The organism is Actinoplanes sp. NPDC049265 (genome assembly GCF_043197135.1).
Taxonomy (GTDB): Bacteria; Actinomycetota; Actinomycetes; order Mycobacteriales; family Micromonosporaceae; genus Actinoplanes.
Genome location: NZ_JBICSP010000038.1, coordinates 1 through 13,372, shown reverse-complemented (window position 1 = coordinate 13,372; position 13,372 = coordinate 1). Strand labels below are relative to the sequence as shown.

13 protein-coding genes and 1 tRNA gene are annotated in these 13,372 nt (G+C 68.9%); 10 read left to right on the top strand and 4 right to left on the bottom strand.

Translation table 11 applies throughout. From position 1 onward, the window contains the following. The first annotated feature begins 8 nt into the window (after positions 1-8). From ACGFIO_RS43165 to ACGFIO_RS43125, 9 genes are all read left to right on the top strand, one after another. Positions 9-1,352: a VWA domain-containing protein gene (locus tag ACGFIO_RS43165; RefSeq protein WP_392836819.1), complete on the top strand. Its 1,344-nt coding sequence runs from the start codon at positions 9-11 to the stop codon at positions 1,350-1,352. Continuing rightward, positions 1,349-2,386 carry a hypothetical protein gene (locus tag ACGFIO_RS43160; protein ID WP_392836817.1) on the top strand — a complete coding sequence of 346 codons (1,038 nt, stop codon included), beginning with the start codon at positions 1,349-1,351 and terminating at the stop codon, positions 2,384-2,386. Before ACGFIO_RS43165 ends, ACGFIO_RS43160 begins: the two co-directional genes overlap by 4 nt. Further along, positions 2,383-3,597, top strand: a complete 1,215-nt coding sequence (locus ACGFIO_RS43155) for a hypothetical protein (RefSeq protein ID WP_392836816.1) — start codon at positions 2,383-2,385, stop codon at positions 3,595-3,597. The genes ACGFIO_RS43160 and ACGFIO_RS43155 overlap by 4 nt, the downstream gene beginning before the upstream one ends. A 104-nt stretch (positions 3,598-3,701) precedes the next feature. Then, complete coding sequence (locus tag ACGFIO_RS43150) at positions 3,702-4,115, top strand: RrF2 family transcriptional regulator (RefSeq protein WP_392836874.1); 414 nt, start codon at positions 3,702-3,704, stop codon at positions 4,113-4,115. Positions 4,116-4,128: 13 nt separating this feature from the next. Continuing rightward, entirely contained in the window at positions 4,129-5,181 is a 1,053-nt protein-coding gene (locus tag ACGFIO_RS43145) for an ABC transporter substrate-binding protein (protein WP_392836872.1), read from the top strand. A 1-nt stretch (position 5,182) separates the two neighbouring features. After that, positions 5,183-5,914: an ABC transporter ATP-binding protein gene (locus tag ACGFIO_RS43140; RefSeq protein WP_392836815.1), complete on the top strand. Its 732-nt coding sequence runs from the start codon at positions 5,183-5,185 to the stop codon at positions 5,912-5,914. An 80-nt stretch (positions 5,915-5,994) separates the two neighbouring features. After that, complete coding sequence (locus ACGFIO_RS43135) at positions 5,995-6,861, top strand: ABC transporter permease (RefSeq protein WP_392836812.1); 867 nt, start codon at positions 5,995-5,997, stop codon at positions 6,859-6,861. 1,474 nt (positions 6,862-8,335) lie between these two features. Next, entirely contained in the window at positions 8,336-8,605 is a 270-nt protein-coding gene (locus ACGFIO_RS43130) for a hypothetical protein (protein ID WP_392836810.1), read from the top strand. 398 nt (positions 8,606-9,003) lie between these two features. Next, positions 9,004-9,204 carry a hypothetical protein gene (locus ACGFIO_RS43125; protein WP_392836808.1) on the top strand — a complete coding sequence of 67 codons (201 nt, stop codon included), beginning with the start codon at positions 9,004-9,006 and terminating at the stop codon, positions 9,202-9,204. Positions 9,205-9,807: 603 nt separating this feature from the next. Here the strand turns inward: ACGFIO_RS43125 and ACGFIO_RS43120 are convergent. The 3 genes from ACGFIO_RS43120 to ACGFIO_RS43110 all read right to left on the bottom strand — a co-directional run bounded on the left by ACGFIO_RS43120 (position 9,808) and on the right by ACGFIO_RS43110 (position 11,499). Continuing rightward, on the bottom strand, positions 9,808-10,278 hold the full coding sequence (locus tag ACGFIO_RS43120) for a tyrosine-type recombinase/integrase (protein ID WP_392836805.1): 471 nt from the start codon (positions 10,276-10,278) through the stop codon (positions 9,808-9,810). 512 nt (positions 10,279-10,790) lie between these two features. Beyond that, entirely contained in the window at positions 10,791-11,297 is a 507-nt protein-coding gene (locus ACGFIO_RS43115; RefSeq protein WP_392836802.1) for an HAD domain-containing protein, read from the bottom strand. 74 nt (positions 11,298-11,371) lie between these two features. After that, positions 11,372-11,499, bottom strand: a tRNA-OTHER gene (locus ACGFIO_RS43110). Positions 11,500-11,668: 169 nt separating this feature from the next. Between ACGFIO_RS43110 and ACGFIO_RS43105 the strand changes: the two genes are divergently transcribed. Further along, positions 11,669-12,133, top strand: a complete 465-nt coding sequence (locus ACGFIO_RS43105; protein WP_392836801.1) for a MarR family transcriptional regulator — start codon at positions 11,669-11,671, stop codon at positions 12,131-12,133. A gap of 203 nt (positions 12,134-12,336) precedes the next feature. Here ACGFIO_RS43105 and ACGFIO_RS43100 read toward each other — a convergent pair whose 3' ends face one another. Next, entirely contained in the window at positions 12,337-12,990 is a 654-nt protein-coding gene (locus ACGFIO_RS43100; RefSeq protein ID WP_392836800.1) for a M15 family metallopeptidase, read from the bottom strand. Positions 12,991-13,372 lie beyond the last annotated feature (382 nt).

Below are 13,372 nucleotides of genomic sequence, written 5' to 3'. Positions count from 1 at the left end.
CTGCACCGATGACCGATTTCACGCTGTCGTTGAGCGAGCATCGATATCTCGCGCCGGGCGCGACCGAGATCAACGCGATTCTGACCGTACGCGCGGATCCGGACGCTCACGCCGAACCGGCGCCGGCCGGGCTGGCCGAGGTGGTCGTCGTGGACGCCTCCGGGTCGATGTCCATTCACGACAAGATGGCCGCCGCCCGCCGCGCCACCGTCGCCGCGATCGAGGCGCTGCCCGACGGTGCCCGGTTCGCGGTGGTCGCCGGGGACAACGACGCGCGGATGGTGTTCCCGTCCGGTGAGGACCTGGCCGTGGCCGGGCCGCGCACCAGACAGGCGGCGCGCACCGCGATCGGCCGGGTGCGCCCGTCCGGAGGCACCCGGATCGGTGCCTGGCTGCGCCTCGCGCGGCGGCTGCTGGCCGGCCGGGACGACGACGTCCGGCACGTCACACTGCTCACCGACGGGCAGAACCGGGAACGCGCCGGTGAGCTCACCCGTACCCTCGACGATTGCCGCCAGGTCTTCCAGTGTGACGCCCGGGGCATCGGCGCCGACTGGAGTGCCGACGAACTGATCGCGATCGCCCAGGCGTTGCGCGGGCAGGCCCGGGCGATGACGGCGGGCCCGGCCCTGGCGGCGGATTTCCGGGCCGTCGTGGGCCGGTGGCAGGCCAAGGCGGTACGCGACCTGACGTTGCGGATCGAGCTCAGCCCGTTCGCCCGGCTGCGCTGGTTCCGCGAGGTCCATCCGACCAAGAACGACCTGGCCGCGCACACCACGCCGGCCGGCGAGCGGGCGGTCAACGTCGCCACCGGGGCGTGGGCGCCCGGTGAGCTGCGCGACTACGAGCTGAGCGTGGACGTGGGCGCGGCCGGCCAGTTCGACGTCGACATGCGGGCCGGGCGGGTGGACGCGCTGACCGGTGGTTCGGCCCGCTCCGAGCCGGTGGTGGTGCTGGTGCGGCGGACCGAGGGTGAGGCGCTGTCGGTGACACGCGCCGGCAAGTCCGGCCGGTACGAGCTGGAGGCGCGGATGAGCCGGTGGATCGGTGACGGCTGTGCGGCGTACGTGGCCGACGACCGGGCCGGGGCCGAGCGGGCGCTGGGACAGGCCGCCGCGATCGCCTACCTGGCCGGCGACCAGGACATGCTCGACCGGATCGCGCGGGTGGCCGAGATCGTGGACGCCGGGAACGGGAAGGTGCGTCTGCGCCCGGACGTGCCGCCCGAGGACTGGCTGGCCCTGGCCCTCGACAAGGAGTACTCGCGCTCGTTCCGGGAGGCGCGCTGCGTCTGCGGGTACGAGTCACCGCCCGGCGCCACCACCTGCCTCGAATGCCGGCGGCCGCTGTGAGGCGCACCCGGCGCCTGGTCGGGCGGCTGTGGTTCGCTCTGCTCGCCGCGGCCCTGCTCACCCTGGTCGGGGCGGTGGTCGCGATCGACCTGGGCCGGCGGGACGCGGCCGCCCTGCGCGCCGGCGAGGCACCGGCCCGCGAGGGGGTGGCCGCCGCCCGGCAGTCGCTGGTGCAGGCCGACAACGTGGCCATCACCCAGTTCCGCGATCAGGGCTCGCCCTCCCCCGCCTCGGCCGGCCCGGGCGAGACGTACTTCTCGGCCACCGCCGCGGCCGGACGTCAGCTGGCCCAGATCTCGCAGGCCGACATCGGCGGTCCGGCGGCCGAGTCGGTGCAGGTGCTGAACGGGTTGCTGCTGACCTACGGCGGCCTGATCGAGCAGGCGTTCCGGCCCACCGTCAGCACCGACCTCAACCTCGCCTACCTGCAGTACGCGCACAACTTCCTCAACGACGAGATCCTGCCGCAGCTGAGGACGCTGCAGAGCGAGATCGACCAGGCCCAGCCGGCCCGGCCCGGCCGCGGGCGGCACGTGCTGTGGATGGTGCCGCTGGCCGTCCTGGCCGGGTTGCTGATCTGGACCCAGCTGGCGCTGGCCCGGCGCTTCCGGCGGACGTTGAGCGTGCCCCTGCTGCTGGCCACGGTGCTGGCCGGCCTGCTCGGGGCGGTGGCCTCGTTGTCCCGGGACACGGACGCCGACGTGGCCGCCGGCCGGGCCACGCTGACGACGCTGATCAAGGACTACGGCGACGAGGAGACCCGGAACCGGGGTGACGGCTGCCCGGCGCTGAGGACCATGTCCCGGAAGTGGGAAGAGGTGGAGGCCCCGTGTACGCCGGCCGCCTCCGCCGACGTCATCCAGCCCCGGGAACTGCTGGAGAAGGCCAACGACGTCACCATGACGGCGCAGAGCGCGTCGGCCACCGGCACCCGCGACATCGTCCTGGTCATCGTCATCGGCCTGGCCCTCGGGCTCTCGATCACGCGAGGGCTGCTGCCCCGCGTCGAGGAGTACAGGTTCCGGCGCCGATGAGGATCTCCCGTACGGTCACCCTGCTGGCCTTGCTCTGTCTGCTGGTCCCGGCCGTGGCCGCCTGTGGGAACGGGGTCGGCACGCCCCGGGTCCTGCGGGTGCTCGGCCCGTGGCTCAACGACCCGGGTGACGAGCACGACGAGAGCGACGTCTTCACCAGAGTGCTGGCCGACTACGGCGCCGCGAACGACCTGGACATCCGCTACCAGGGCACCCGGGCGATCGGGCAGGCGTTGCGGGCCAAGGTGAAGGACGGCACCCTGCCCGACATCGCGATCCTGCCGACCGTCGGCGAGCTGGCCGGGCTGGCCACCGAGGGGCTGGCCCAGCCGGTGACCTCGGTGGTGCGGCCGGGTACGAAGAAGCCGGCGCAGGGCGAGCGGGTGACGGTCGACCCCCGGGCGTTGTGGCGGGGTGACCGGGCGTACGCGGTGGCCATCAAGACCGACGTAAAGAGCCTGATCATCCACCGGTCGGCCGAGGATCCGCCGATGCTGGTCGAGCCGGCGGGCTACGGCGCGGCGAAGTGGTGCCTGGGTCTGAGCGCGACGTCGCCGGGCTGGCCGGGCACCGACTGGATCGAGGACCTGCTGCTGCAGTCGCAAGGCCCGGTGGTGTACGAGAAGCTGGCCTCGGGCGAGATGAGCTGGCGGGACACCGAGGCGGTGTGGACGACGTTCGCCGGCTACCTGGACCGGAAGAACCCGAAGCACGCGCTGCTGACCAGTCCGGCCGAGGCCGCCGAGGATCTGACCGCGGATCGCTGCCAGCTGCTGCATCAGAGCTCGTTCTACGCGCCGGCCGGGGCCAGGATCGCCCGGTCGGGCCTGCTGACCGAGGTGTCGGGTGACTTCGCGGCCCGCTTCACCACCAATTCGGCGGCCGAGGATCTGCTCGAATATCTCGCCGCGGGCAAGCAGTGGGTGGCCGCGGGCCAGGGGCGGGTGATCTCGCTCGACCCCGACCCGGCCGCCTACGACGAGACTCGCCGCCCGGTGGCCGAGACGCTCAGGAACGCGCCGACGCGGTGCCTGGACGCCTCCGACGCGATGCCGGCGACGATGGCCGACGCGTTCCAGAACACCGTGCTGCGGTTCGTGGCCGATCCGGATCGCACCGCTCACCTCGATGATCTGCTGAAGCAGCTGGACCTGGTCCGGGCGGCGACGGAGACCGTCGCCGAACGGGTGACCGTGCGCTGCAGTCCCTGACAAAAGCCGCACCGTGGTGGGACCGGCTTGACGCCGCTTTCCTCCCTCGTCCATTATTCCCATGCAACAGATAGGTGAAGCAGAAAATCGAGGGGGTGCCGTACGTGCATGTCCTGGCCCGCACCGACTACGCCGTCCAGGCGATGCTGTCGCTCACCGCTCGGCACCCCGACCTGGTCAAAGCCGCCACCCTGGCCGCCGATCAGGACATCCCGCTCAGCTTCCTGCAGGGCATCCTGCTCGACCTGAAGCGGGCCGGCCTGGTGCACAGCCAGCGCGGCGTGGACGGCGGCTACCACCTGGCCCGCGACGCCGCCGAGATCACCGTCGGCGACGTGGTCCGCGCGGCCGGCGGTGCGCTCACCACCGTCCGTGGCCTGCCCACGGCCACCACCACATACCACGGCGCGGCCACCGGTCTGCGTGACGTCTGGGTCGCCGTCGAGGCCGCCATCGAGGGCGTCATCGACCACAAGACCCTCGCCGAGCTCACCGCTTTACAGCACATAGAGAACTGAGGACACCGTGCGACTGCACTCCCGCGCCGTACGCGCGCTCGCCATCGCCCTGTTAGCCGCCACCGCGCTCTCCGCCTGCGGGAAGGACGACGACGCGGCCGCGTCGGCCACCGCCGAGGCACCCGCCATCCGGCTCGGCTACTTCCCCAACATCACCCACGCGCCCGCGCTGATCGGCGTCAAGGACGGCCTGTTCCAGCAGGCCCTCGGCTCGACCAAGCTCGAGGCGAAGACCTTCAACGCCGGCCCGGCCGCGCTCGAGGCGCTCTTCTCCGGTGCGATCGACGCCACGTACATCGGCCCCAACCCGGCGATCAACGGCTGGGCGCAGTCCAAGGGCACCGGCCTGAAGATCATCGCGGGCAGCACCTCCGGCGGCGCCGGACTGGTCGTCAAGCCCGGCATCAACGGCCCCGCCGACCTCAAAGGCAAGAAGATCGCCACCCCGCAGCTGGGCAACACCCAGGACGTCGCGCTGCGCGCCTGGCTCAAGCAGAACGGCCTCAACGCCGACCAGCAAGGCGGCGGCGACGTGTCGGTGCTCCCGCAGGACAACGCCACCGCGACCCAGGCCTTCGCCCAGGGCGCGATCGACGGCGCCTGGGCCCCCGAGCCCACCCTGAGCCGGATGGTGCTCGACTCCAAGGGCAAGCTGCTGGTCAACGAGAAGGACCTGTGGCCCGGCGGCCAGTTCGTCACCACGCACCTGATCGTCAAGCAGGACTTCCTCAAGAAATACCCGGGTACGGTCAAGAAGCTGGTCCAGGGTCACGTCGCCGCGATCAAGTACATCAAGGACAACGGCGACAAGGCCCAGGCCGACGCCAACGCCCAGATCGAGGCGCTCAGCGGCAAGCCGCTCAAGCCCGAGGTGCTCAAGGCCTCGTTCGCCAACCTGAGCTTCACCAACGACCCGATCGCGTCGTCGCTCTACACCAGCGCCCAGCACGCCCAGGACGTCGGCCTGCTCAAACCGGTCGACCTCAAGGGCATCTACGACCTGACCATCCTCAACGACGTGCTCAAGGCCGACGGCCAGCCCGCCGTCACGGACGCGGCGTCCTGACATGAGCGTCCTGACCCTGGACGGGGTGTCCAAGAAGTACGGTTCGATGCTCGCCCTGGACCGGGTCTCGCTGGAGGTCGAGCAGGGAGAGTTCGTCTGCCTGCTCGGCGCCTCCGGATGCGGCAAGAGCACCCTGCTGTCGCTGGTCGCCGGGCTGGACGCGGTCAGCGGCGGCATCCTGGACATCGGCGGCCGACGGGTCTCGCTGATGTTCCAGGAGGCGGCGCTCTTCCCGTGGCTGTCGGTCACCGGCAACGTCGAACTCCCGCTGCGGCTGGCCGGCATGGGCCGCGCCGAACGCCGCAAGCGGGCCGGTGAGCTGCTGGAGATCGTGCGGCTGAGCGACTTCGCGGGCAAACGGCCGCACGAGCTCTCCGGCGGCATGCGCCAGCGGGTCGCCCTGGCCCGGGCGCTCGCCCAGCAGGCGGACATCCTGCTGATGGACGAGCCGTTCGGAGCCCTCGACGCGATGACCCGCGACATCCTGCACGACGAGCTGGAACGCATCTGGCGCGAGCAGGAGCTGACCGTCCTGTTCGTCACCCACAACGTCCGCGAGGCGGTCCGGCTCGGCGACCGGGTGATCCTGCTCAGCAGCCGCCCCGGCCGGGTCATCGAGGACTTCCCGATCACGTCGCCCCGCCCCCGGCGCATCGACTCCACCGAGGTGGCCACGCAGGCCGCCGAGATCACCGACAAGCTCCGCGCCGAGGTGGCCCGCCATGCCCACTGACCTGATCCCGACCCTCTGCTCCAGGGGACCCGCCATGGCCACTGACCTCATCCCGACCCTCCTGCTCCGAGGGGCCCGCCATGGCCACTGACCTCATCCCGACCCAACGCGACACCACCGCCGGGCTGGACGCGCTCGAGCTGGCGCCGCCGGACCGGCGTACCGACCTGAGCCGCCGCGTCTGGCGCAGCGCCTGGCCCAAACTCCTGGCCGTCGCCCTGGTCATCGGCGTGTGGCAGGTCGTCGTGCTGTCCGGCTGGAAGGACGAGTTCGTCCTGCCCGGCCCCGGCACGGTCTTCCACGACCTCGGCGACCTGATCACTACCGCCGATTTCTGGGCCGGCGTACGCCTGACCATGACCCGGGCCATCACCGGCTTCGCCCTGGCCGTGCTGATCGGCACCGTCCTGGGCGCGGCCGTGGCCACCATCCCGCCCCTGCGCGCGGCCATCGGCTCCCTGATCACCGGCCTGCAGACGATGCCGTCGATCATGTGGTTCCCGCTGGCCATCCTGCTGTTCCAGCTGGGCGAGAAGGCCATCCTGTTCGTGGTCGTCATCGGCGCCGCCCCGTCGGTGGCCAACGGCCTGATCAGTGGCATCGACTACGTCCCGCGGACCTGGTTGCGGGTCGGCCAGGTGCTCGGCATGTCCGGCTTCGCGAAGTACCGCCACCTGATCCTGCCGGCGTCCCTGCCGTCGTTCGTGTCCGGCCTGAAGCAGGGCTGGGCCTTCTCGTGGCGCAGCCTGATGGCCGGCGAGCTGCTGGTCATCGTGCCCGGCGCGGTCTCCATCGGCGTACGCATGCAGAACGCCCGCGACCTGTTCGAATCCAGCCTGGTGATCAGCTACATCATTGTCGTTCTGGTCGTCGGCATCCTGATCGACCTGCTCTTCAACGCGGCCGACACCGCCCTGCGCAAGAGGTGGGGCCTGACCGGCAACTGACCGCCCCCGGGTCTGTTCCGGCCGGCCTCTTTTCGTCGGCCGGAAGCAGCGTGGCCCGGGGTCGCCCCAGCGGGATCAGGCGAGCGCACTCGGTCTCTCCCACGTCCGGTGCCGCCTGTCGAGCGCGGTCGTGGAGTCGCCCAGCTCGACGTGGTACCAGCCGATGTCGTTGTCACTCGGCCCAGCCGCGTGCCCCGACCGACACCGAGAGCCCGCGAGCGCCGCCCTGGAATTGCCGACCAGGGTGGCGGTCTGATCAGCGCAACGCCCTATCGGCCAGATGAGTGCGGCTCGCACGCAAGATCGTCCCGTCGCGTTGGCGCGGATCAGCGGCAGATGAGGGCGCCCTTCTTTATGTGACGGCGGCCCTGTGGCGGCTGAGTCTGTGTGGAGGTGAGAATCGTCGCTCTTTCTGGGTGATCGTTCAGTGTGATGGTTCGGGCGGCGTGCGGAACAATTCTTGGTATGCGACAGCTTCAATTGTTCACGGCGGCGGGATTAGCCGCCATGCGTGATCGGGCTGCATCGCGTCGCTATTCTGTCGAGGGCGAGGAATTTCGCCGGGAGCACGCCCGTCATCGGGTCTGGGGCTTGTCACAGAGGCATGCCACGAAGCTGCGCCGGTTGCGGTCTGGAGCAGACACAGATCGATCACCACGGGTGCCGGACCCAGCACCGCCGGCTCGACACCGGGCGGCGGCGGGGTCGCCGGACCTGACCCATACGGCCGAGGCACACGCCGCGGCGCCGATGGGAGTGGGGCCGACGGTGGCGACCGTCGCCGTAACCGAACCGGCAGCCCCAGCCAGCGTCGCCGTAACCGATCCGGCGGCCACAGCCAGCGTCGCCGTAACCGATCCGGCGGCCGTGCCCCACGTCGCCGTGACCGGTCCGGCGGCTGCGCCTAGCGTTGCTGGGGCTGGACCCGCAGTGCCGGACCTCGCCGTGCCGACTCCAGCGACCTCACCTGCGACGATCGCAAAATCCGGCGGCGACGCAAATGTCTTACCCGCCCGCACAGGACGAACCCCCACCGGCCTGTCTCGGAGAAGAGCTGTTTCGTGTATCCGGAACCGCGTCAAACGCCGACCCGGGCCCGTCCGAAACTACAGAAAGGATCTGACAACCGGAATCCGCCTCCCGGCGTCGGGCGTGCATTGCTGCCATCGGCCGGCAATTGCTGAAGCCGGAAAGGAACGAAGTCCGCCTCATCACGACTCGCGACGAAAGCGACTCACATCGGCATGAGCGCGCAGCCGGCAAACGGGCCGACGCTACGCGGCGTGACCGGTCTCGGCGTTCTGTCGCGCACGGACGGCGGCAGATCAGTGCGTCGGTCGCCTGGAGAAACTGAAGTGCGGCGGGACGGCCTTATAGCTATCGTCTGGCGCCGCTCGGAACACCCGATGCCGACACCGACTGGAGCCAGAGGAGTTCGCCCGTGGAAGCGCCATTAGCACGAGACAATCGCGTGGTGCTTGATGTCGTCCAAGCCGCGCTCGGTCTGATTTCCCATGAAGTGCGGGCCATCTCGGTTCGCGCGGAATCCGAGCGGATCACCCTGTACGTCGCCGTGCGGGAGCGCAGCGCACAGGTCGAGGAAGACGTTGACGATCTGGTATTCGAGCTCTCCGCCCTCCAGGACAGGCTGACTGAAATCGACGCATCAATCCACGTCGGCGAGCCGGGCAATTCCTGGCCGGGGCAGCACGGCCGACCTGTGTACCTCGCAAAGAAGCAGTGAGCCGGAGCGTCCCACCGCACCGACCCGGATCGCGGCTAAATGAGTGCCCCATCGTGCCTCTCCCGACCGGCGGGGGCAGTCTTGGGATCGCCGAGGTCGTCAACGGCGCCACCGTCGGTACGTCATCGCGCGAGGCTGGGGCCGCGGCGCACTGCGTACGGGCCAGGCCAGCGCGGACGTGGGTGGGCGGACTCGATCGCGGTGGCGGTCCGGGTCGGGGCTCCAGCCCAGCGCGGTGGCAAGTTCGTCGACGGCGAGGGGCGCGCGGCCGTGGCCAGCGCCGCCAGTACGGTACGGACGTCCGTGTCGGCTTCCGGTTGGCGCCGTGCTGGGCCGTTGGCGGGTTGACGCGGAGACCGGCTCTGGGCCCATACTGAACCGGACGGAGGGAGCCGCTCGTGGCCCGGATCCCCTATGGCACAGCGCTCTTGGAGCACGTCGCGTACATCGTGATCGACGCGGTCGCCGTGCTGTTCATCGTGCTCAACGTCGTGGCGGGCACATGGTCGGCGTGGTGGCTCCTCGTCGCGGTGCCGATCGCCGCGCTCGGCCTGATGCTGATCCTGGGGCTGGTCAACGTGCTGCGGGGCCGGGTGTGACCGGCTACCGCGGCAGCGGCCCGCTCGGCCGGACCGGGGTGCAGATGTGAGCCGCCGGATCGTGGCCACAGGCCGGTGATTGTGTCGTCGGATGTCCGAGAGGACCGCAACGACCGTTCGATGGGTGGATACCGACTCGTGGAGCGGACGATCCCGCCGGAACCCATCATCGGCACAGCGCGTAGCGCGACCAGATCAGCACGGCCGTGAGAGGCACGGCACCTCCGCGTGCCGGCCGAGTGCCCACTATGGAGACTATGGCCGGGGCTGGACGGCAGCTCTGGCAAGGTTATCTCGGCGCGGCCGACGCCGAATTTCTTCATCGAGATCGACCCGAGGTTCTCCCGCGTATCGGAGCAGACTTGGGTAAGAACGGAACCTCCGAGTTGCAGGGTCGCTACTGCCAGCCCTGCGGAGCGCAGTTGACCGTGGGTCGAGCCTCGCGCACAAGCAGCGCACAAGTCTCGATCACGTGCACTACTTTCGGCATGTCCGAGTGCGCCAGGCGAATGTCCGGCTGGTGATGCGACAGACCGGGAGACAGGCCGAGCTTCTCGCGTGGCCTGCTATCGAGAAGGTCTCGGGGTGAACCGGCCACAGCGTTCAGGTGTCAGAAGCCATGTACGCGGCGAGGATGTAGTTGGGATGCCGGTCAAGGTTCTTGCGGGCGCGGTCGTAGCGCATCGTGGTCTTCGGGTCGGCGTGCCGGGCAGCGATCTGCACGTCGCGGAGGCTTACCCCGGCGTCCAGCATGGTCGTGACAAACGTGTGCCGCAGCATGTGCGGGTGCATCCGCGGCATCCGGATCCCGGCCGTCGCGGACAACTGCTGGAGGCGGCGGGTCGCGGCATGCCGGTCCATCCGCCGACCCAGCGTGTTACGCAGGACCGGCCCGCGCTCCCGGTTACCGACGGCGAGCTCGATCGCCCGAGCGACCGTCGGCGGCAACGGAATCAGCACCGTCTTGTCGCCCTTGCCGCGAACCTTCAGGACCCGGTGGCCGTGTTCCTCGCCGAGGTCGGCGATGGTGGCGCCGCAGGCTTCGAAGATCCGCAGCCCGAGCAGGCCGAGCATCGCGATCGACGCAAAGTCATTGCGGTTGACCGAGAGCCTGGCGGGGCTTCGAACTGTAGATGTCCGAGTCCGAGCGTGGGTGAGTCGGCCGGCATCGGTGGCCGGCGCACGTAGTCGGCCGGCGAGTGGGCCAAGATCTGATCGATAACGCAGACCCGGTAGAAGCCGACGACGACCGGCAGCCGCCGGGACACCGCTGAGGGCTGGTAGCAGCGGACCTCCTGCAGCCAGCGCACATAGCGCTCGATCTCGGCCCGGCCCACCTTCACCGGATCAAGTTCCTCCCCTGCACACCAGGTCAGGAACACCTTGAGGTCGGAGCCGGTGTGGACCCGGGACACACCGCGGTACCGGCCTAGGCACGCGGCCACCGCGGCCCGCAGCACACGCTCGTCGAAGAGAGGAACAGCTTGATCAGAAACAGGAAAGGCATCCACGACTTACGGTGCGTCATCGCCACCAAGAGCGCCACCGCCCTCGACGCGGCATGACAGTACGGCTGATCGTGGGCGCTACTCAACCGCGAGCCAATGACGAATGCGGGTGAAGTCCGCGTCGGTCAGGCCGCTGAGCGGGTCGACGCGATGGAGAAGAGCAGTTCCCTGGTGATGGGTCTGGACCCATCGGCGGTCAGTGTCGCTGATCTCGTCATCGAGCCAGATGAAGGTGCGCCCGCCGGCCGACTCGGTGAGGAAACTCGTCTTCCAGTGCAGCCCGCGGGTGGGGATCTCGTCCTCGTCCCGAAACGCGACAACGGGCAACTGCGGCAGACCAAGCCGAGGCGCGACGACCTCGTTCGCGTCGGCCATCCACGTCGTCGCCCAGACCAGCTCGCATCCCAATCCCAGCAGCTTGCGGCCGTCATCTGGGTTGAGGCGATCCAGCAGCGGATTCCCCGGCTCCGTAGCGAAGACGACGGCGTCACTTGAGGCGAGCCGGGCCGGCCGAGCCCGGAACGGGATGAGCGGACCATCGACGTCCAGGAACAGCAGAGGGCGGTCGTCAGGGCTGGCGATCACGCTGGCGAACCTATCGCAGCGGCAGGCGTCGCCTCGCCGAGCCCGAGCGTTATCGGCGACAGATGACTGCACGGCGGACCGGAGGGGATTCGAACCCCCGATGGGGCATGGCACGCCAGCGGCCCCACGCGTCCACGAGCCGCCCGCGCGTGCCGGGCTTCCAACTCGAGCCGCTGCAATAGCCAGCCTCTGCCACCGGTCCGCGATCAGTCTCCCTGTAGCCCAGACTGCACGCACGCATTTTGGGGTCAGTGCGGCCCCCAACGCGGCAGATGAGGTCGTCCCCTTAACCTCTTCGCCAGGCTCTTGAGTTCAACCAGAGTTGAAGTTTCATAATGGCGCTTGGACATCTTCCTGTCGGAGGCTTCAGTATGACAACGCTTCAACTGCCGGACGACGAGCTCGCCGGACAACCAGCCGCCTATTGGACCGGAGTGGCTTACGAGTCCCTTATCGCCTTTACCCGTGCCCGGCAAGCCGATTTTGGCTTTACCCAGCCCCAATTCTGGCTGCTTCGGAACCTCTCCTCCAGTGACCTCTTGTCACATGAGGGAGGTATGACGATTCCCGAGCTTGAGAAGACGATGAGCTCGTACCTCAGACCTGAGGACGACCTCGCCGACGAGGCAGAAAACCTACTAAAGCAGGGGTGGGCGGTCCGCGACAATAAGGGAAGACTAAAGATCACTGATGCCGGGGAAGATGCCCGTCTCCGGTTCAAGGAACACGCCCCGGCTATCCGGTCCCTTATTCATAATGGCATCGATGACGCGGACTACATCGCGGCGTTGAAGGTTCTTCGGCAACTGATTCGGAATACCGGTGGCTCCGCGTAGAGAATTACAGAAAACCACCACATCGGGTTTGGTACCGAAGAATCTGTAACACCTTCTCATCGGCAGTTGAGGAAGCGCCGCCAACGCGGGGGCCTGTCACCGAACGTGATGGGACGTCAGGTGTTCGCGCACGATCGGCGGCATAGAGTGCGCCACACCGGAACGTCGGTGCGGGCTCTCGGTCCCGGCCGCAGTTAATCCACCTAGGCCAGTTCCCGCGCACCGTAACGGGCGGTCGGCTCGCCGGTCACCAGCGCCCAGTACCGGTCACCGAACGACCAGTGCCACCATTCGGTCGGGTAGTTCACCAGCCCCGTGGCGGTCAGCGCGGAGCCGAGCATCTCCCGGTTGGCGCGGGCTTCGGCGCCGATGTTGGCGGCCCCTGTGTAGCAGGCGCCGTCGCTATCCTCCGGGTTCGTGTTCATCGGCGTGCCCATGTCCAGTTCCCGCCCTTCGGCGTCGGCCAAGCTGATGTCTACGGCCGCGCCGGCGCTGTGCGGGGCGATCTCGGGCGGTGACACATACCGGCTCGCCGCCGTGCGGATCTGGCTGGCGGACCAGTCCGCGTGGACATCCCGCAGCTCGCTTGCGTACTCATCGAAGTACGCCCGCTGCAGCTCCGGCGGCCGATAGCCCTCGACGAACAGCAGCCGCAGCCCCTTCGGCAGCAGCTCCTGCGCTTTGACCAGTCGCTCCAGCACGCCGGCCCGCAGATGCGAGAAGGCGCCGTCCGGGTCCTGCAGCCGCGGGTCGACCAGCAGCGTCCCGACCGTCCGGAGATCCACGAGAGGCTCGCCGCATTCGACCACCGGAATCGCGGCCACCTTCGGATCCGACATCAAGATGATCTGAGCCATCCCGCGATCCTGTCATACAAGCCAGCTCCGCCCCGTCGGTCGTGCAGACCGCGTAGCAGGACGATCTCGGCGCCGTTTGGACCGGGCTGAACCTTGCAGTGGCTGACTACGGGGATCGCCACACCGCAATCGGAGCCGCCGCGTTGTCAAAGCGGCTCTGGCGCCATGACCGAGTGCACTGTTCTCGGCACATCAATGCGCGACGCGGTCTTAGGGTCAGACGATGAGTTAGCTGGTCGGCGGTTATCTTGATCGGCCGTTGTGTTCGGTGTGATGAGCGAGGGTGCCCTAGGTTGTGTCTTCAAAGGATCATGACCGTGGATGATGTACGGCGTGATCCGCCGTTATGAGCTGACCGACGCCGAGTGGGAATCGTTGTCAC